Raw genomic sequence first — 15,970 nt, forward strand, 5'->3', positions numbered from 1 at the left:
GCCATGACCGCCAGCCTCAAGAGCCACAGCCAGGGCGCGACCCTGGTGCTCACCATCAGCAACCCCGAGCACCGCAACGCGCTCGGCCCGGAGCTCTACGCCGCCGGCATCGAGGCCCTGAGCGTGGCCGAGGGCAACCCCGATGTGCGCAGCGTGATCATCACGGGCGAAGGCAGCCACTTCTGCGCGGGTGGCAACCTGCAGCGCCTGCTCGCCAACCGGCAGAAGTCGCCCGAGGTGCAGGCGCAGAGCATCGACGGCCTGCACGGCTGGATCGAGGCCATCCGCGCCTGCCCCAAGCCCGTGATCGCGGCGGTCGAAGGCTCGTGCGCGGGCGCGGGCTTTTCGCTCGCGCTCGCTTGCGATTTCATCGTCGCGGCCGACAACGCGGTGTTCGTGATGGCCTACAGCGGCGTGGGCCTGTCGCCCGATGGCGGCGGCAGCTGGAGTCTCGCGCGCATGCTGCCGCGCGCCACGGCCATGCAGTTGCTCATGGGCGGCGAGCGCGTGGGCGCACCGCGGCTGCAGCAGCTCGGCGTGGTGAACACGGTGGTGGAGCCCGGCGCCGCGCTGGGCCAGGCGCTCGCGCTGGCCGAACGCCTCAATGCGCGCGCGCCCAATGCGCTGTCCAGCGTCAAGGAGCTCGTGAACGACGCGCCGCAGGCCGCGCTGCACACCCAGCTCAATGCCGAGCGCGACCACTTCGTGCGCAACCTGCACCACGCCAACGCGGGCGAAGGCATTTCGGCCTTCCTCGAGAAGCGCAGCGCCCAGTACCGCTGAAGCCACGCGGTCCCCACCGCGACACCCGCAGGCACCGCAGTCACTCAAAAGACAGACCATGGACGAGCCGATTCTGACAATGGAAGAACGCGAGGCGATCAACAGCGGTCGCTGGTTCAACAGCCTTTCTCCCTCCCTGCGGCACGACATCCTGCGATGCGCCTACGTCAAGCGATTCAAGGACGGCGACCTGATCGTCGCGCGCGGCGACCCGGCCTCGGAATGGACGGGCGTGGCCAAGGGCGCGGTGCGCGTGAGCTCGACCTCGCTGTCGGGCAAGCAGATCACGCTCACCTATGTGGAGCCCGGCGTGTGGTTCGGCGACGTGGCGATGTTCGACGGCGACCAGCGCACGCACGATGCGTACGCCCATGGCCCCACCACGCTGATGTGTGTGGCGCGCACCGACTTCCAGAAGATCCTCGCCACGCACGTGGAGCTCTACGAAGCGCTGATGCGCCTGCAGGCGCGGCGCATCCGCACGCTGTTCGGCCTGGTGGAAGATCTCAACACGCTGCCGCTGCGCGCGCGCCTGGCCAAGCAGCTGCTGCACCTGGTTCGCAGCTATGGCGTGCCTTGCCTCAACGACGGCAACGAGACGCGCATCGGCCTGCAGCTGGCGCAGGAAGAACTGGCCCAGCTGCTGGGTGCGTCGCGCCAGCGCGTGAACCAGGAGCTCAAGTCCATGGAGCGCGAGGACACCATCCGCATCGAGCAGGGTGGCCTCGTGGTGCGCAACCGCGCTGCGCTCATGCGCATCGCCGAATCCGAAACCTGAGGGCCCTGCCCCGAACCGCCGCTGCCGAATGACCGAAGCACAGAACTTCACCGGCACGCGGCCGGTGACCGACCGCCACGCCTTCGACACCGCTGCCCTGCAGCGCTGGCTCGAACCCCGCCTGCCGGGCTTCGAAGGTCCGCTCACGGTGGAGATGTTCAAGGGCGGCCAGTCGAACCCCACCTACAAGCTGACCACGCCGCGGCGCGCCTACGTGATGCGCGCCAAGCCCGGCCCGGTGGCCAAGCTGCTGCCCTCGGCGCACGCCATCGAACGCGAGTTCCGCGTGATGAGCGCGCTCGCCTCGACCGACGTTCCGGTGGCGCAGATGCACCTGCTCTGCGAAGACGAGTCGGTGATCGGCCGCGCCTTCTATGTGATGCAGTGCGTGGACGGCCGCGTGCTCTGGGAGCAGTCGCTGCCCGGCATGGACCGCGCGCAGCGCGGCGCCATCTACGACGAAATGAACCGCGTGATGGCCGCGCTGCACCGCGTGCGTCCCGACGCCGTGGGCCTGGCCGACTACGGCAAGCCCGGCAATTACTTCGAGCGCCAGATCGGGCGCTGGAGCAAGCAGTACCAGGCCTCGGTCACGCAGCCCATTGCCGAGATGGACCGGCTGATCGAGTGGCTGCCGCAGAACGTGCCCGCGATGGCGCGCGACGAAAGCATGGTGTCGGTGGTGCACGGCGACTACCGGCTCGACAACCTCATGTTCCACCCGAGCGAGGCGCGCGTGCTCGCGGTGCTCGACTGGGAGCTGTCCACGCTCGGCCACCCGCTGGCCGACTTCAGCTACCACTGCATGTCATGGCACATCCCGCCGGGCATGTTCCGCGGCATCGCGGGGCTCGACCTCGCGTCACTGGGCATCCCGTCCGAGGCCGAATACATCGCGCGCTACTGCGAGCGCACCGGGTTCGCCACGCCCGCGCAGCTGCAGACCGACTGGTCGTTCTACCTCGCCTACAACATGTTCCGCCTCGCGGCCATCCTGCAGGGCATCGCCAAGCGCGTGGAGGCCGGCACGGCCTCGAGCGAGCAGGCGGTGCGCTCGGCCGCGGGCGCGCGCCCCATGGCCGAGCTGGCCTGGCGCTATGCCAACGGCGGCTGAGCCGCCGCCCTTCTTTTACCGCCCCCCGCGACCTTTCAAGGAGACCGCATGCATTTCGACTACACCGACAAGGTCAAGGGCCTGCGCGAGCGCCTGCTCGCCTTCATGGACGAACACGTCTACCCCAACGAAGGCCGCTTCTTCGCCGAGATCGAGGCCAACCGCGCCAAGGGCAACGCCTGGCTGCCCACCACGCTGATCGAAGAGCTCAAGCCCAAGGCGCGCGCCGCGGGCCTGTGGAACCTGTTCCTGCCGCGCAGCCACCGCGCGCCCGAAGGCCTGTCCAACCTCGAGTACGCGCCGCTGTGCGAGATCATGGGCCGCGTGCCCTGGGCCGCCGAGGTCTTCAACTGCTCGGCGCCCGACACCGGCAACATGGAAACGCTGGAACGCTACGCGTCCGAAGCGCTCAAGGACCAGTGGCTCGAACCGCTGCTGCGCGGCGAGCTCCGCTCGGCCTTCCTCATGACCGAGCCCGAGGTCGCGTCCAGCGACGCCACCAACATCCAGTGCCGCATCGAGCGCGACGGCGACCACTACGTGATCAACGGCCGCAAGTGGTGGTCGTCGGGCGCGGGCGATCCGCGCTGCCAGGTCTACATCGTCATGGGCAAGACCGACCCCGCCGCACCGCGCCATTCGCAGCAGAGCATGGTGGTGGTGCCCGCGAACACGCCCGGCATCACCGTGGTGCGCCCGCTCTCCGTGTTCGGCTACGACGACGCGCCGCACGGCCACATGGAGGTGGTGCTCAAGAACGTGCGCGTGCCGGTGAGCAACATCCTGCTCGGCGAAGGCCGCGGCTTCGAAATCGCGCAAGGCCGCCTGGGCCCGGGCCGCATCCACCACTGCATGCGCTCCATCGGCGCGGCCGAGCGCGCGCTCGAGCTCATGTGCAAACGCCTCAACAGCCGCGTGGCCTTCGGCAAACCGGTGTCCGCGCAATCGGTCTGGCACGAGCGCATCGCCGACGCGCGCTGCCGCATCGAGATGGCGCGCCTGCTGACGCTCAAGGCCGCCTACATGATGGACACGGTGGGCAACAAGGTGGCCAAGGCCGAGATCGCGATGATCAAGGTGGTGGCGCCCAACATGGCCTGCGACATCATCGACATGGCCATCCAGGCCCATGGCGGCGGCGGCGTGAGCGGCGATTTCCCGCTCGCCTACAGCTACGCGCACCAGCGCACGCTGCGCCTGGCCGACGGACCCGACGAGGTGCACCGCCAATCGATCGCCAAGCTCGAGCTCGCCCGGCACATGAACCTGCCGGACGAGGTCGAGATGCCGATCACGCGCGGGAGCTGAGGTCGCGCGCCTGGGCCAGCAGCCGCTGGCTCAGCGACTCGAACAGGTCGAGCGCGTGCCGCTCGCAGCCCGGGTGGCGCGTGGGCTCGAGCTGCAGGCGCAGCTGCAGCTTGCCACGCACGCGCATCAGCAACAGCGGCGTGTCGGGCGAGCGGGCATCGTCGGGCCAGTGCATGAGCGCCTGCACCACCGCAGGATCGATGAGCGCGCGCGCTTCCTCGGGCGAATCGGTCAGCACCGCGTACCGCGCGAAGAAGGCCTCGTCGGGGCCCTGCCAGCCTGCGTCGCGGAAGGTCGAGAGCCAGCGGACTTCTTCGGGCAGGTCCTGCGCCACGGTCTCCAGCGAGTTCGTGATCTGTGAATACACGTAAGCCGACCAGCGCTCCATCGCGCGCTTGAGGCTGCGGTTCATGAGCACCACGCCGGTGGGCAGGGGCACGCCGATGTCGGCGCGCGCATTGAGCTCCTGGCCTTCGAGGTAGGGGCGCCCCGCGGCCTGCAGCTCGATGCGCACCGCATGGCCCGACCAGGCGCCGGTGAAAGCGCAGGCGCCGTCGCGCCGGGGTTCGAAGGCCAGTCCTCTCGGCTCGGCCCAGCCGATCAGCGACGCGTGCCGGGCGCGCTGGCGCCGCGCCAGGCTCAGGGTGTTCAGAACGGTGGACCACATGGGCGGCAATTGTCCCGTAAGCTGCCCGCTCCGTCCGTTTCAACCCACCACGAAAGCATGCCCGGATGATCGACGTCTACACCTGGCCCACGCCCAACGGCCACAAGGTTCACATCATGCTCGAGGAGTGCGGCCTGCGGCTCGGCCGCGACTGGCAGGCCCACCCGGTCAACATCGGCGCCGGCGACCAGTTCAAGCCCGCGTTCCTGGCCATCAGCCCCAACAACAAGATCCCCGCGCTGGTCGACCCGAACGGCCCCGACGGCCAGCCCATGAGCCTGTTCGAATCGGGCGCGATCCTGGTCTACCTGGCGAGCAAGTTCGGCCGCTTCCTGCCCGCCACCGACCGCGAGCGCTTCAGGGTGCTCGAATGGCTGATGTTCCAGATGGGCGGCGTGGGCCCCATGCTGGGCCAGGCCCACCACTTCCGCATTTATGCGCCCGAGAAGATCGGCTACGCGATCGACCGCTACACCAACGAGGCCAGGCGCCTGTACGGCGTGATGGACCGCCAGCTCGCGCACCACGCCCACATCGCGGGCGACGATTATTCGATCGCCGACATCGCGATATTCCCCTGGCTGCGCAGCTGGCAGAACCAGGGCATCGACTGGGCCGACTACCCGCGCCTCAAGGCCTGGTTCGACCGCATCGCCGAACGCCCCGCGGTGCAGCGCGGCGTGGCCGTGCTGGCCGACGCGCGCAAGCCGCTCACCGACGACCAGTCGCGCGACATCCTGTTCGGCAAGACGCAGTACGCAAAGCGCTGAGCGAACCCACGGGGCGCCTCATCGGCCGCCTGCCCGAGTCGGGGTGCCCCGGCCTGCGGGTAGAATCCGCGGCTCGTCGGAGCGTAGCGCAGCCTGGTAGCGCATCTGCTTTGGGAGCAGAGGGTCGCGAGTTCGAATCCCGCCGCTCCGACCATTCGCACAGAACAAAGGCCCACCCCGTGGGCCTTTTTTCCATCGGCACCGCACCCGCGCACTGCCCGTAGCTCAACTGGATAGAGCAGCTGCCTTCTAAGCAGCAGGTCGGGGGTTCGAGTCCCTCCGGGCAGGCCAGCCCTCCGCGGGTTTACCCCATGATGCGCCGCAGAAACATGCACTAAAGTGCGTGTCATGTCTTCTGCCATGCCCTCCAAGCTGCTCATTCTCGTGGGCACCATGACCAACACGGCGGAGTACGTCGCGCAGGCGATCGAGATGGACAGCGCCGACCTCATCGGGCAGATCGAGGTGCGCATGATGGACGGGCTGGGCCCCGAGGTCTTCGACGAGCCAAATGCACTTTACGTCATATGCTCGTCCACCTACGGCTCGGGCGACGTGCCCGACAACGCCCAGGCCTTCTACGCCTCGCTCGACAGCCAGCCGCGCTACCTTGGCCACGTGCGCTATGGCTTGATCGCGCTCGGCGACAGTGCCCAGTACCCCATGACCTTCGCCAATGGCGGCCGCCAGTTCGACGAGCGCCTGCGCGACCTCGGCGCGGTGCGCATCGGCGAGCCGCTGATCCTCGATGCGTCGAGTGATGTCGACCCCGAAGCGGCCGGTGCGGCCTGGTGCCGCGCGTGGCTGGCCCAGGCCCTGGCGGCCGCGTCCGCGGCCTGAAAAGTTCAAAGCTGAACAATTCAAATTTGAAGCGCATAGGGTTATTCAGGATCGCCAAGCCCCGCTGCCCGAACCTACAGTGAGCCGCATCCCATCCACCCCCTGGAGACACCGAACATGACCACCCGCCGTCTTGTCCTGACCCGCAGCGCCGCCGTGATCGGCGCGGCCTCTTCCGGCCTGCTGCTGCCCGAGATCGTGCGCGCGCAGTCCGACAAGGTCCGCGTCGGCTTCATGCTGCCCTACACCGGCACCTTCGCGCAGCTCGGCGTGGCCATCGAAAACGGCTTCCGCATGGCGCTCAGCGAGCAAGGCGGCAAGCTGGGCGGCCGCGAGGTCGAGTTCTTCAAGGTCGACGACGAGTCCAACCCGGCCAAGGGCATCGAGAACGCCACCCGCCTGGTGCAGCGCGACAAGGTCGACGTGCTCGTGGGCACGGTGCACTCGGGCGTGCAGATGGGCATCCACAAGGTGGCGCGCGACACCGGCGTGCTCAACCTGATCCCCAACGCCGGCGTGCACATCGCCACGCGCGCCCAGTGCGCGCCCAACGTGTTCCGCACCTCGTTCACCAACAGCCAGCCCACGCTGGCCCTGGGCAAGCCCATGATGGAGCGCGGCCACAAGAAGGCCGTGTGGATCACCTGGAACTACGCCGCGGGCGACGAGGCCTTCGAAGGCTTCGAGAAGAGCTACACCGAGGCCGGCGGCCAGATCATCAAGAAGCTCGGCCTGCCCTTCCCCAACGTGGAATTCCAGGCCCTGCTGACCGAGATCGCCGCGCTCAAGCCCGATGCCGTGGCCTGCTTCTTCGCCGGCGGCGGTGCGGCCAAGTTCCTGCGCGACTACGAGGCCGCGGGCCTGAGCAAGAACATCCAGCTCTGGGGTTCGGGCTTCCTCACCGAAGGCGTGCTCGACGCCGCCGGTGACGCGGCCAACGGCGTGCTCACCACCATGCACTACAGCGATTCGCTGGACACGCCGCGCAACAAGAAATTCCGCCTCGACTACGCCAAGACCTTCAAGCTCCAGCCCGACGTGTACGCCGTGCAGGGCTACGACACCGGTCTGTTGCTGGTCAAGGGCGCCAACGCGGTCAAGGGCGACATGGCCAACAAGCAGGCGCTGTACGCGGCCATGCGCGGCGCCGAGATCGACAGCCCGCGCGGCAAGTGGAAGATGAGCCCCTCGCACAACCCGATCCAGGACATCTACCTGCGCAAGGTCGAGAACCGCGAGAACAAGGTGATCGGCATCGCCGGCAAGGCCGTCGCCGACCCGGCCACCGGCTGCCGCATGGCCTGACCCAACCGCGCCTGAACCACCGCAACCGGCGCCCACGCGGCGCCGGTTTGCCGTGTGCCGTGCGGGCCCGCACCACGACACCATGGACTTCGCCAATTTCCTCATCCAGCTGCTCAACAGCGTCCAGTACGGGCTGCTGCTGTTCATGCTGGCCGCCGGCCTCACGCTGATCTTCGGCATCATGGGCGTGGTCAACCTGGCGCACGGCAGCTTCTACATGCTGGGCGCCTACCTCGCGTGGTACTTCAGCTCGACGCTGGGCAGCCTCACGCTGGCCATCGTGCTCGGCACAGTGCTCGCGGTGGTGTTCGGCTGGCTGCTCGAGTGGCTGCTGTTCCGCCACTTCTACCACCGCGACCACCTCGACCAGGTGCTGCTCACCTTCGGCCTGATCTACATCTTCGAAGAGGTGCGCTCGATCTTCTGGGGCGATGACGTGCACGCGGTGCAGGTGCCCGAGCTGCTGAACTGGTCGATCCCGCTCACCGACACCCTCTCCTACCCCATCTACCGCCTCGTGATGTCGGGCATCTGCATCGTGCTCGCCATCGGCCTGTACCTGCTGATCAGCAAGACACGCCTGGGCATGAAGATCCGCGCGGGTGCCTTCAACCGCGACATGACCGAATCGCTGGGCGTGAACATCCGCCTGATCCACGGCGTGGTGTTCGCGCTCGGCGTGGGCCTGGCCGCGATCGCGGGCATGCTCGCTTCGCCCATCGCCAGCGTCTACCCCGGCATGGGCAGCTCGGTGCTGATCATGTGCTTCGTGGTGGTCGTCATCGGCGGCATCGGCTCGGTGCGCGGTGCGCTGGTGGCGGCGCTGCTGGTGGGCCTGGTGGACACCTTCGGCAAGGTGCTGCTGCCCCAGATCGCGGGCATGGCGGTCTACATGCTCATGGCCATCGTGCTGCTCTACAAACCCGAAGGCCTGTTCAAGCAATGAGTGCCGCCAAAGCCCAACTCGAAAAGCTGCCTCGCAGCATCCGGTTCGTGCTGGCGCTCGGCGCCATCGCGCTCGCGGCCTTCCCGCTGCTGCCCATCGCGGGCGCCGATTTCTACCTCGGCATGCTCTCGCAGATGATGATCCTGGCCATCTTCGCGATGAGCCTCGACCTGCTGCAGGGCGTGACCGGCCTGGTCTCGCTGGGCCACGCGGCCTTCTTCGGCATCGCCGGCTACGCCCTGGCCTTCATGACGCCGCCCGACGCGCCGATCGCGCTCTGGTGGTCGCTGCCGCTGGCCGCGCTGGCCGCCGCGCTGGCCGCGCTGGTGATCGGCTTCTTCGTGGTGCGCACGCACGGCATCTACTTCATCATGGTCACCATGGCCTTCGCGCAGATGGTGTACTACCTCTTCTTCGACAACAAAGGCCTGGGCGGCTCCGACGGCATCTACGTGACCTTCCGCCCCGACGCCACCGCGCTGGGCCTGGACCTCGACAACAAGACCGTCTTTTATTACTTCACGCTCGCGGTGCTGCTGCTGGTGTACGCGGGCCTGCGCCGCCTGCTGTTCTCGCCCTTCGGCCGTGCGCTCGCGGGCATCCGCGTGAACGAGCACCGCATGCGCGCCGTGGGCTACGGCACCTTCGGCTACAAGCTCACGGCCTTCACCATCGCGGGCGCGCTGGCCGGCGTGGCGGGCTACCTGTGGGCCGCGCAGACCGGCTTCGTGAACCCCGAGCTCATGGGTTTCCACATGAGCGCGCACGCCATCATGATGGTCATCCTCGGCGGCATGGGCAATTTCGCGGGCGCCATCGTGGGCGCCTTCGCCTTCGAGTACGTGATGCACCTCTTCAAGGACCTCACCAAGCACTGGCAGCTGCTCATGGGCGGCTTCATCGTGCTGGTGGTGATCGTGGCGCCGCGCGGCCTGCTCGGCCTCATCGACCGCTTCGGCAAGCGCGGGGAGAAGGCATGAGCGCCGCACGGCCGCCCGAAGGCGCTCGCACCGCAGTGCGCAGCACGGAGGTTTCCCAATGAGCGAGCTGCTGCTTTCCGCGCAGAACCTGGTCAAGCGCTTCGGCGGCCTGGCCGCGGTCAACGGCGTGTCGGTCGACCTGCACCGCGGCCGCATCCACGCGGTCATCGGCCCCAACGGGGCGGGCAAATCCACGCTGACCAACCTGCTCTCGGGCGACCTGCCCACCACCAGCGGGCAGATCCGGCTCAACGGCCAGGACATCACGGGCCTCCCGCCCGAGCGCATCTCGCGCCAGGGCCTGGGCCGCAGTTACCAGAAGACCAACATCTTCCTGCCCTTCACCGTGCGCGAGAACGTGCGCCTGGCCGCGCAATCGCGCGAACGCCACGCGCCGTTCAACCCGCTGCACTGGTTCAGCGCGGCCACGCACATGGCCGAGGTGAACCGCCGCTGCGAGCGCGCGCTCGAACTCGCAGGGCTCACGGCGCGCGCCGACAGCGTGGCCGCGGCCACCAGCCACGGCGAGCAGCGCCAGCTCGAGATCGCCATGACCCTGGCCACCGAGCCCACCGTGCTGCTGCTCGACGAACCGCTCGCGGGCATGGGCGCGGCCGAGGCCGAGACCATGGTGGCGTTGCTGCACCGCCTCAAGGCCGAACACGCCATCATGCTGGTGGAGCACGACATGGACGCCGTGTTCGCACTTGCCGACGTGCTCACCGTGATGGTCAACGGCCAGGTGATCGCCAGCGGCACGCCCGAGCAGATCCGCAACGACGAAGGCGTGCAGGCGGCCTACCTCGGGGAGGAGCACTGATGACCGCTCTCATTGAAGCCAAGGGCCTGCACACGCACTACGGCCAGAGCCACATCCTGCGCGGCATTGATTTCCGCATCGAGCCCGGCCAGACGCTGGGCCTCATGGGCCGCAACGGCATGGGCAAGAGCACGCTGCTCAAATCGCTCATGGGTCTGGTCAAGCCCAGCGGCGGCACGGTGCAGGTCAAGGGCCGCGACATGACGGGCGCATCGCCCTACGCGGTGGCGCGCGAGGGCATCGCCTACGTGCCCGAAGGCCGCGGCATCTTCGGCAACCTGAGCGTGAAGGAAAACCTGGTGATGGCCGCGCGGCCGGGCACGCGGGGCCAGCGCGAATGGACCTACGAGCGCGTGCTCGACACCTTCCCGCGCCTGGCCGAGCGGCTCAACCACGGCGGCCAGCAACTGAGCGGCGGCGAGCAGCAGATGCTCACCATCGGCCGCGCCCTGATGACCAACCCCGACCTGCTGATCCTCGACGAGGCCACCGAAGGCCTGGCGCCGCTGATCGCGCGCGAGATCTGGCGCATCTGCGGGTTGATCCGCGAGAGCGGCATCAGCAGCGTGATCGTGGACAAGAACTGGAAGCACGTCACGCAGATCACCGACCGCAACGTGATCCTCGTGAAGGGCGAGGTGGTGTTCGAAGGCGCCACGCCCGAGCTGCTGGCCAAGCCCGAGTTGCTGGCGCAGCATTTGGGGGTTTGACCCTTTCTCTCCGCCACTTCGCGCGGGTCGGCTGGCGGGGTTCGCGTGCTCCGGCGTGCTCGCGGGCGGCTGCTCCTGATTTGCGGGCACCCATGCGTCAACACTGTGGTTGGCGCGCGGCCTCTGAGGCAACCGCGAATGGCGCCTGCGCACGGGCACCCGCTCCAGCGGCCCACGCACAAAAGCAGGCAAAAAAGCTCAGCCCACCACCAACTTCATCAAGGGCATCACCCGCTCGCTCTCCGAACGGCGTTCGAGCGCGAGCCGCATGTTCATCTGCGCCACTTCGGTGTGCTCGGTGGCCAGGGCCTGTGCCCGCGCGCTTTCGCCGCGTCGCAGCGCGTCGAACAGCATGTGGTGTTGCCGGTGCGCGTACAGCATCCAGTCGCGGTCCAGCGCCACCGTGCCCTGCATGGGCAGCATGGCCGACGCGGGTGCGAACGGCAGCTTGTCGTTGAGCGCCACCGCGCGCTGCAAAGCACGGTTGCCACAGGCATCGAGGATCAGTGCATGGAAGCGGTCGTTCATGCGCGCGTAGGCCGCATAGCTTTCCAGCGTCAGCGGGTTGTCCGCCAGCAGGCGGTCGCCTTCGTCGAGCAGCGCCTGCAGGTCGTTCTGCAGCGCGCGCGGCACGCCGTGCTCGGCCACCAGCCGCGCGGCCATGCCTTCGAGGTGCCCGCGCACCGCGATCGCGTCGATCACCTCCTGCGCGGTGAACTGGCGCACCAGGTACTTGCCGGTCTCGTTGGCCTCGACCAGGCCCTCCTGCTCCAGCGTCACCAAGGCCGCGCGCACCGGCGTGCGCGAGGCGCCCAGGCGCTCGGCCAGCTGTTGTTCGGCCAGGCGCTGGCCGGGTTCGAACTGGCCCGAGAGGATCCAGTCGCGCAATTGCATCAAAACGGTTTCTTGCAAGCCCATGGGTCGGACTGTACACTGAACGCAAAAAACGGGATACCGTTTTCCCATTCCCCGCATCCGAGGCCCCGCCCCATGAAAGCTGAACTCAACCAACGCCTGACCCAGGTCGGCCCGGGCACGCCCGGCGGCCGCCTGCTGCGCCGCTACTGGCAACCCGTGGCCCTGCTCGACGAGTTCGACCCGGCGATCGATCCGGCCATGGCGGTGCGCCCCGTCAAACCCGTGCGGCTGCTGGGCCAGAACTTCGTGCTGTTCAAGGACGCGCAGGGCCGCTTCGGCCTGCTCGACCGCGACTGCCCGCACCGCGGCGCCGATCTCGCCTACGGCCGCAACGAAGGCGACGGCCTGCGCTGCCCCTTCCACGGCTGGAAGTTCGACGTCGACGGCCGCTGTCTCGAAACCCCGGCCGAGCCCGAGGGCAGCACGCTGTGCACGCGCGTGCGCCAGCAAAGCTACCCGCTGCAGGAACGCAGCGGCGTGCTGTTCGCCTGGCTCGGCGAGGGCGAGCCGCCCGCCCTGCCCGCGCTCGATTGTTTCGAAGCCCCGTCCACGCACACCTTCGCGTTCAAAGGCCTGTGGCACTGCAACTGGCTGCAGTCGTTCGAGGTCGGCATCGACCCCGCGCACGCCTCGTACCTGCACCGCTTCTTCAACGACGCTTCGCTCGACGACGCCTACGGCAAGCAGTTCCGCGGCGCGAGCGCGGGCGAGGTGGCGGGCGAGCGCTGGCCCATGACGCGCGTGATGCGCGAGTTCGGCCGCCCCGAGATCAGCCACGAGGCCAGGCCCTGGGGCCTGCAGCTCACCGCGCTGCGCCAGCTCAACGAAGAGCTCACCCACGTGCGCGTGACCAACGCGGTCTTCCCGCAGACTTTTGTGATCCCGCTTTCGGAGACGATGACGATCACGCAGATGCACGTGCCCGTGGACGACACGCACAACTACTGGTACGCCTTCTTCACCAGCTTCGACGCCCCCGTGGACAAGGACGCCATGCGCCAGCCGCGGCTCAAGGCCGTGACCCTGCCCTTCTTCACGCCCAAGATGGGCCGCCACAACCACTGGGGCTTCAACCCGCAGGAGCAGGTGGAGCGCACCTACCTGGGCATGGGCGAGGACGACATCAACGTGCACGACCAGTGGGCCTGCGAAAGCATGGGCGCCATCCAGGACCGCACGCGCGAGCACCTGGGCACGAGCGACAAGGTCATCATGGCGCACCGCCGCCTGCTGCTGCAGGCCATCGACGCGGTGGAGCAAGGCGGCATCGCACCGGGCATCGCCGATCCGGCCCGACACGCCGAGATCCACGGCCCCGACACCATCGACGGCTTCGCGCCCACGGGCGATTGGCAGACCTGGTGGCAGACCGCGGTGCGCGAGCGCCGCGAGCGCGCGCCCTGGACGGCCGAAGCCAAAGCGCTGGCCGACGCCGCCGCAGCCCTGGGCGCGAAATGAGCTTTTCTCAAACTTGCGGCGTGCACGACGCCGCACGCGAAGCCGCGTGCCTGCGCCTGGCGCGCCTGATCGAGGAGCGAGGCATCCAGCGCGTGCGCCTGGGCTGGTGCGATGCGCATGGCCTGCTGCGCGGCAAGACGCTGATGCCGCACGCGGCGATCCGCGCACTGCGCGATGGCGTGGGCATGGTGGGCACGCTGATGCTCAAGGACACCGCCGACAAGACCGCGTGGAAGGTGTTCGAGCCCGGTGGCACCGACGACCTGCCCGGCTTCGCGGGCGCGGCCAACCTCATGGTGCTGCCCGATCCCGAGAGCTTCGTCGAGCTGCCCTGGGCGCCCGGCACCGGCTGGCTGCGCTGCCAGCCCTGGCACGCCGACGGCACACCGGTGGCCCTGGACAGCCGCCGCGTGCTGCAGACCGCGCTGGCCGCGCTCGCACGGCACGGCCTGGGCTACAAGACCGGGCTCGAGGTCGAGTTCCACATCTACCGCCTCACCGACCCCACGCCGCAGCTCGACCCCGAGCGCGCAGCCTGGCCGGGCGAGCCGCCCGCGGTGCAGATGGTGCACCCGGGCTACCAGTTGCAGGGCGAGGCGCTGATCGACCTCGCCGACGAGCCGCTGCGCATCGTCGAGCGCACCGCGCTCGGCCTGGGCCTGCCGCTGCAGTCGCTCGAGATCGAGCTCGGCCCGAGCCAGGTCGAGGCGGTGTTCGACGCCACCGACGCCCTCACCGCGGCCGACCAGATGGTGCTGCTGCGCAACGGCGTGAAGCAGGCGCTGCGCCGCGCCGGCTACCACGCCACCTTCATGTGCCGCCCGCCGTTTCCCAACATCATGTCCAGCGGCTGGCACCTGCACCAGTCGGTGGTCGATCTGGCCAGCGGCCGCAACGTGTTCCAGCGCGACACCCCGGCCCCGGGCACCACGCCGCGCGACGCGCTGCACACGCTCAGCGACACCGGCGCTCACTGGCTCGCGGGCCTGCTCGAACACGCGCGCGCGCTCACACCGCTGTGCACGCCCACGGTGAACGGTTTCGGCCGCTTCCGGCCCAACGCGCTCGCGCCCCAGGCCATTCTCTGGGGCCGCGACAACCGCGGCGCCATGCTGCGCGTGGTGGGCAGCGCGGGCGACGCCGCCACGCGCATCGAGAACCGCCTGGGCGAACCCGCGGCCAACCCGTACCTGTGCATGGCGGGGCAGATCCACGCGGGGCTCGACGGCCTGCAGCGCCGGCTCGCCGCGCCCCCAGGCACCGAAGCGCCCTATGCCGAGGGCAGCGAACGCATTCCGAACAACCTCGGCGATGCGCTGGCCGCGCTGCGCAGCGACACGGTGCTCACCCACGCGCTGGGCCCCGCCGTGGTGAACCACTTCTGCCGGATCAAGCAGCAGGAGCTCGACCGCCACACCGCGGCCGAGGACAAGACCGACTTCGAGCGCCGCGAGTACTTCGCGCGCTACTGACCCCGCCACCGAAGCCCACGACCATGATCACCCTCCACCTCGTCACCGCCGACCAGCGCACGCGCGAGCTGCGCTGCGCCCCGGGCCAGAGCCTCATGAAAGCCGCGGTCGACGCCGGCGTCGACCAGATCGCCGCCGACTGCGGCGGCACCCTCACCTGCGCCACCTGCCACGTGTACGTGGACGAGGCCTGGGCCGCGCGCCTGCCCGCCCCCGTGGCCGACGAAACCGACATGCTCGATTTCGCGGCCGCGCCGGTGAAGCCCAACAGCCGGCTGTCGTGCCAGATCGTGCTCACGCCCGACCTCGATGGCCTGGTGGTGCACCTGCCGGCCACGCAGTACTGACGGCCGGCGCACGGCCGGTGGCACACTCCGCCCATGACCTACCTTTTCACCCCACCCCCCACCGTGTCCGTGCCCGTTGTGGGCCGTGGCGAACGCTTCCCCGTGCACCGCATCTACTGCGTCGGCCGCAACTACGAGGAGCATGCGAAAGAGATGGGCTTCACCGGCCGTGAACCGCCCTTCTTCTTCCTCAAGCCCGCCGACGCGCTGGTGGTGGCCGAGGCCGGTCAGACCGCGACCATCGCCTACCCCCCGCTCACGAAGAACCTGCACCACGAGATCGAGCTCGTGGTGGCCATCGGCACCGGCGGCCGCGACATCCAGGCCGCCGACGCGTTCAAGCACGTGTACGGTTACGCCGTGGGCCTGGACATGACGCGCCGCGACCTGCAGAACGACATGAAGAAGCAGGGCCGGCCCTGGTGCATCGGCAAGGCCTTCGACGAATCCGCCCCGATCGGCCCGATCACGCCCGCCAGCGAGGCCGGTGACATCGTGAACGCCGCGATCTGGCTGCAGGTGAACGGCGCCGACCGCCAGCGCAGCCACATCAACAAGCTGATCTGGAACATCGCCGAGACCATCGAGCACCTGTCCGCGGCCTGGGCATTGCAGCCCGGCGACCTGATCTACACCGGCACGCCCGAAGGGGTGAACGCGGTGGTCAGCGGCGACACCCTCACCGGCGGTGTCGACGGCCTGGTCCCCATCTCGGTGCGCGTGGCCTGAGGCATGCACGCCCGCCTTCGGGTTT

At 68.9% G+C, this 15,970-nt stretch carries 17 protein-coding genes and 2 tRNA genes; 17 read left to right on the forward strand and 2 right to left on the reverse strand.

Annotated elements, in window-relative coordinates; genetic code table 11:
• Positions 1 to 3: 3 nt before the first annotated feature.
• The 4 genes from WDZ95_RS10830 to WDZ95_RS10845 are packed head-to-tail and all read left to right on the forward strand — an operon-like array spanning position 4 to position 3,983.
• On the forward strand, positions 4 to 783 hold the full coding sequence (locus tag WDZ95_RS10830; RefSeq protein WP_425778293.1) for an oxepin-CoA hydrolase, alternative type: 780 nt from the start codon (positions 4 to 6) through the stop codon (positions 781 to 783).
• A gap of 58 nt (positions 784 to 841) precedes the next feature.
• Complete coding sequence (locus WDZ95_RS10835; RefSeq protein WP_166226101.1) at positions 842 to 1,561, forward strand: Crp/Fnr family transcriptional regulator; 720 nt, start codon at positions 842 to 844, stop codon at positions 1,559 to 1,561.
• 28 nt (positions 1,562 to 1,589) lie between these two features.
• Entirely contained in the window at positions 1,590 to 2,675 is a 1,086-nt protein-coding gene (locus WDZ95_RS10840; protein ID WP_425778295.1) for a phosphotransferase, read from the forward strand.
• Between the two features lie 48 nt (positions 2,676 to 2,723).
• Positions 2,724 to 3,983, forward strand: coding sequence for an acyl-CoA dehydrogenase family protein (locus WDZ95_RS10845; protein WP_166226095.1), 1,260 nt, complete (start codon positions 2,724 to 2,726; stop codon positions 3,981 to 3,983).
• Here the strand turns inward: WDZ95_RS10845 and WDZ95_RS10850 are convergent.
• On the reverse strand, positions 3,967 to 4,650 hold the full coding sequence (locus tag WDZ95_RS10850) for a hypothetical protein (RefSeq protein ID WP_425778297.1): 684 nt from the start codon (positions 4,648 to 4,650) through the stop codon (positions 3,967 to 3,969). The two genes, WDZ95_RS10845 and WDZ95_RS10850, sit on opposite strands and share 17 nt — an antisense overlap.
• Before the next feature lie 65 nt (positions 4,651 to 4,715).
• Here WDZ95_RS10850 and WDZ95_RS10855 point away from each other — a divergent pair, with 65 nt between their 5' ends.
• The 9 genes from WDZ95_RS10855 (at position 4,716) to WDZ95_RS10895 (ending at position 11,021) form a co-directional block, all read left to right on the forward strand.
• Positions 4,716 to 5,420 (forward strand): glutathione binding-like protein, encoded by a 705-nt coding sequence (locus WDZ95_RS10855; protein WP_425778299.1) that lies wholly within the window; start codon positions 4,716 to 4,718, stop codon positions 5,418 to 5,420.
• Between the two features lie 77 nt (positions 5,421 to 5,497).
• Positions 5,498 to 5,574: transfer RNA gene (locus tag WDZ95_RS10860), tRNA-Pro, on the forward strand.
• A 60-nt stretch (positions 5,575 to 5,634) separates the two neighbouring features.
• Positions 5,635 to 5,711 (forward strand) — tRNA-Arg (locus WDZ95_RS10865).
• Between the two features lie 57 nt (positions 5,712 to 5,768).
• A complete protein-coding gene (locus WDZ95_RS10870) occupies positions 5,769 to 6,260 on the forward strand; it encodes a flavodoxin domain-containing protein (protein ID WP_425778301.1) in 492 nt (163 codons plus the stop codon).
• 117 nt (positions 6,261 to 6,377) lie between these two features.
• The gene (locus tag WDZ95_RS10875; RefSeq protein WP_425778303.1) at positions 6,378 to 7,565 is read left to right on the forward strand and encodes an ABC transporter substrate-binding protein; all 1,188 of its coding nucleotides are present in this window, start codon (positions 6,378 to 6,380) and stop codon (positions 7,563 to 7,565) included.
• An 82-nt stretch (positions 7,566 to 7,647) separates the two neighbouring features.
• Positions 7,648 to 8,511: a branched-chain amino acid ABC transporter permease gene (locus WDZ95_RS10880; protein ID WP_166225858.1), complete on the forward strand. Its 864-nt coding sequence runs from the start codon at positions 7,648 to 7,650 to the stop codon at positions 8,509 to 8,511.
• On the forward strand, positions 8,508 to 9,491 hold the full coding sequence (locus WDZ95_RS10885) for a branched-chain amino acid ABC transporter permease (protein WP_425778305.1): 984 nt from the start codon (positions 8,508 to 8,510) through the stop codon (positions 9,489 to 9,491). The genes WDZ95_RS10880 and WDZ95_RS10885 overlap by 4 nt, the downstream gene beginning before the upstream one ends.
• 58 nt (positions 9,492 to 9,549) lie before the next feature.
• Positions 9,550 to 10,311 carry an ABC transporter ATP-binding protein gene (locus WDZ95_RS10890; RefSeq protein ID WP_425778307.1) on the forward strand — a complete coding sequence of 254 codons (762 nt, stop codon included), beginning with the start codon at positions 9,550 to 9,552 and terminating at the stop codon, positions 10,309 to 10,311.
• Positions 10,311 to 11,021: an ABC transporter ATP-binding protein gene (locus tag WDZ95_RS10895; protein ID WP_425778309.1), complete on the forward strand. Its 711-nt coding sequence runs from the start codon at positions 10,311 to 10,313 to the stop codon at positions 11,019 to 11,021. Before WDZ95_RS10890 ends, WDZ95_RS10895 begins: the two co-directional genes overlap by 1 nt.
• A gap of 198 nt (positions 11,022 to 11,219) precedes the next feature.
• On the opposite strand, the gene WDZ95_RS10900 is transcribed toward WDZ95_RS10895, so the two are convergent.
• A complete protein-coding gene (locus tag WDZ95_RS10900) occupies positions 11,220 to 11,939 on the reverse strand; it encodes a GntR family transcriptional regulator (protein ID WP_166225846.1) in 720 nt (239 codons plus the stop codon).
• A gap of 72 nt (positions 11,940 to 12,011) precedes the next feature.
• Between WDZ95_RS10900 and WDZ95_RS10905 the strand changes: the two genes are divergently transcribed.
• The 4 genes from WDZ95_RS10905 to WDZ95_RS10920 are packed head-to-tail and all read left to right on the forward strand — an operon-like array spanning position 12,012 to position 15,945.
• Positions 12,012 to 13,397 carry a Rieske 2Fe-2S domain-containing protein gene (locus WDZ95_RS10905; protein ID WP_425778312.1) on the forward strand — a complete coding sequence of 462 codons (1,386 nt, stop codon included), beginning with the start codon at positions 12,012 to 12,014 and terminating at the stop codon, positions 13,395 to 13,397.
• Positions 13,394 to 14,869, forward strand: a complete 1,476-nt coding sequence (locus WDZ95_RS10910; RefSeq protein WP_425778314.1) for a glutamine synthetase family protein — start codon at positions 13,394 to 13,396, stop codon at positions 14,867 to 14,869. Before WDZ95_RS10905 ends, WDZ95_RS10910 begins: the two co-directional genes overlap by 4 nt.
• A gap of 23 nt (positions 14,870 to 14,892) precedes the next feature.
• On the forward strand, positions 14,893 to 15,216 hold the full coding sequence (locus tag WDZ95_RS10915) for a 2Fe-2S iron-sulfur cluster-binding protein (RefSeq protein WP_166225837.1): 324 nt from the start codon (positions 14,893 to 14,895) through the stop codon (positions 15,214 to 15,216).
• Between the two features lie 33 nt (positions 15,217 to 15,249).
• Positions 15,250 to 15,945, forward strand: coding sequence for a fumarylacetoacetate hydrolase family protein (locus WDZ95_RS10920; protein WP_425778316.1), 696 nt, complete (start codon positions 15,250 to 15,252; stop codon positions 15,943 to 15,945).
• Positions 15,946 to 15,970 lie beyond the last annotated feature (25 nt).

This window comes from Hydrogenophaga sp. T2, assembly GCF_049843535.1.
GTDB lineage: Bacteria > Pseudomonadota > Gammaproteobacteria > Burkholderiales > Burkholderiaceae_C > Hydrogenophaga > Hydrogenophaga crocea.

Coding starts and splice junctions, on each gene's coding strand:
- WDZ95_RS10895 (WP_425778309.1), top strand. CDS start 10,311: ATGACCGCTCTCATTGAAGCCAAGGGCCTGCACACGCACTACGGCCAG.
- WDZ95_RS10830 (WP_425778293.1), top strand. CDS start 4: ATGACCGCCAGCCTCAAGAGCCACAGCCAGGGCGCGACCCTGGTGCTC.
- WDZ95_RS10835 (WP_166226101.1), top strand. CDS start 842: ATGGACGAGCCGATTCTGACAATGGAAGAACGCGAGGCGATCAACAGC.
- WDZ95_RS10875 (WP_425778303.1), top strand. CDS start 6,378: ATGACCACCCGCCGTCTTGTCCTGACCCGCAGCGCCGCCGTGATCGGC.
- WDZ95_RS10870 (WP_425778301.1), top strand. CDS start 5,769: ATGTCTTCTGCCATGCCCTCCAAGCTGCTCATTCTCGTGGGCACCATG.
- WDZ95_RS10915 (WP_166225837.1), top strand. CDS start 14,893: ATGATCACCCTCCACCTCGTCACCGCCGACCAGCGCACGCGCGAGCTG.
- WDZ95_RS10920 (WP_425778316.1), top strand. CDS start 15,250: ATGACCTACCTTTTCACCCCACCCCCCACCGTGTCCGTGCCCGTTGTG.
- WDZ95_RS10910 (WP_425778314.1), top strand. CDS start 13,394: ATGAGCTTTTCTCAAACTTGCGGCGTGCACGACGCCGCACGCGAAGCC.
- WDZ95_RS10880 (WP_166225858.1), top strand. CDS start 7,648: ATGGACTTCGCCAATTTCCTCATCCAGCTGCTCAACAGCGTCCAGTAC.
- WDZ95_RS10885 (WP_425778305.1), top strand. CDS start 8,508: ATGAGTGCCGCCAAAGCCCAACTCGAAAAGCTGCCTCGCAGCATCCGG.
- WDZ95_RS10905 (WP_425778312.1), top strand. CDS start 12,012: ATGAAAGCTGAACTCAACCAACGCCTGACCCAGGTCGGCCCGGGCACG.
- WDZ95_RS10850 (WP_425778297.1), bottom strand. CDS start 4,650: ATGTGGTCCACCGTTCTGAACACCCTGAGCCTGGCGCGGCGCCAGCGC.
- WDZ95_RS10855 (WP_425778299.1), top strand. CDS start 4,716: ATGATCGACGTCTACACCTGGCCCACGCCCAACGGCCACAAGGTTCAC.
- WDZ95_RS10845 (WP_166226095.1), top strand. CDS start 2,724: ATGCATTTCGACTACACCGACAAGGTCAAGGGCCTGCGCGAGCGCCTG.
- WDZ95_RS10890 (WP_425778307.1), top strand. CDS start 9,550: ATGAGCGAGCTGCTGCTTTCCGCGCAGAACCTGGTCAAGCGCTTCGGC.
- WDZ95_RS10900 (WP_166225846.1), bottom strand. CDS start 11,939: ATGGGCTTGCAAGAAACCGTTTTGATGCAATTGCGCGACTGGATCCTC.
- WDZ95_RS10840 (WP_425778295.1), top strand. CDS start 1,590: ATGACCGAAGCACAGAACTTCACCGGCACGCGGCCGGTGACCGACCGC.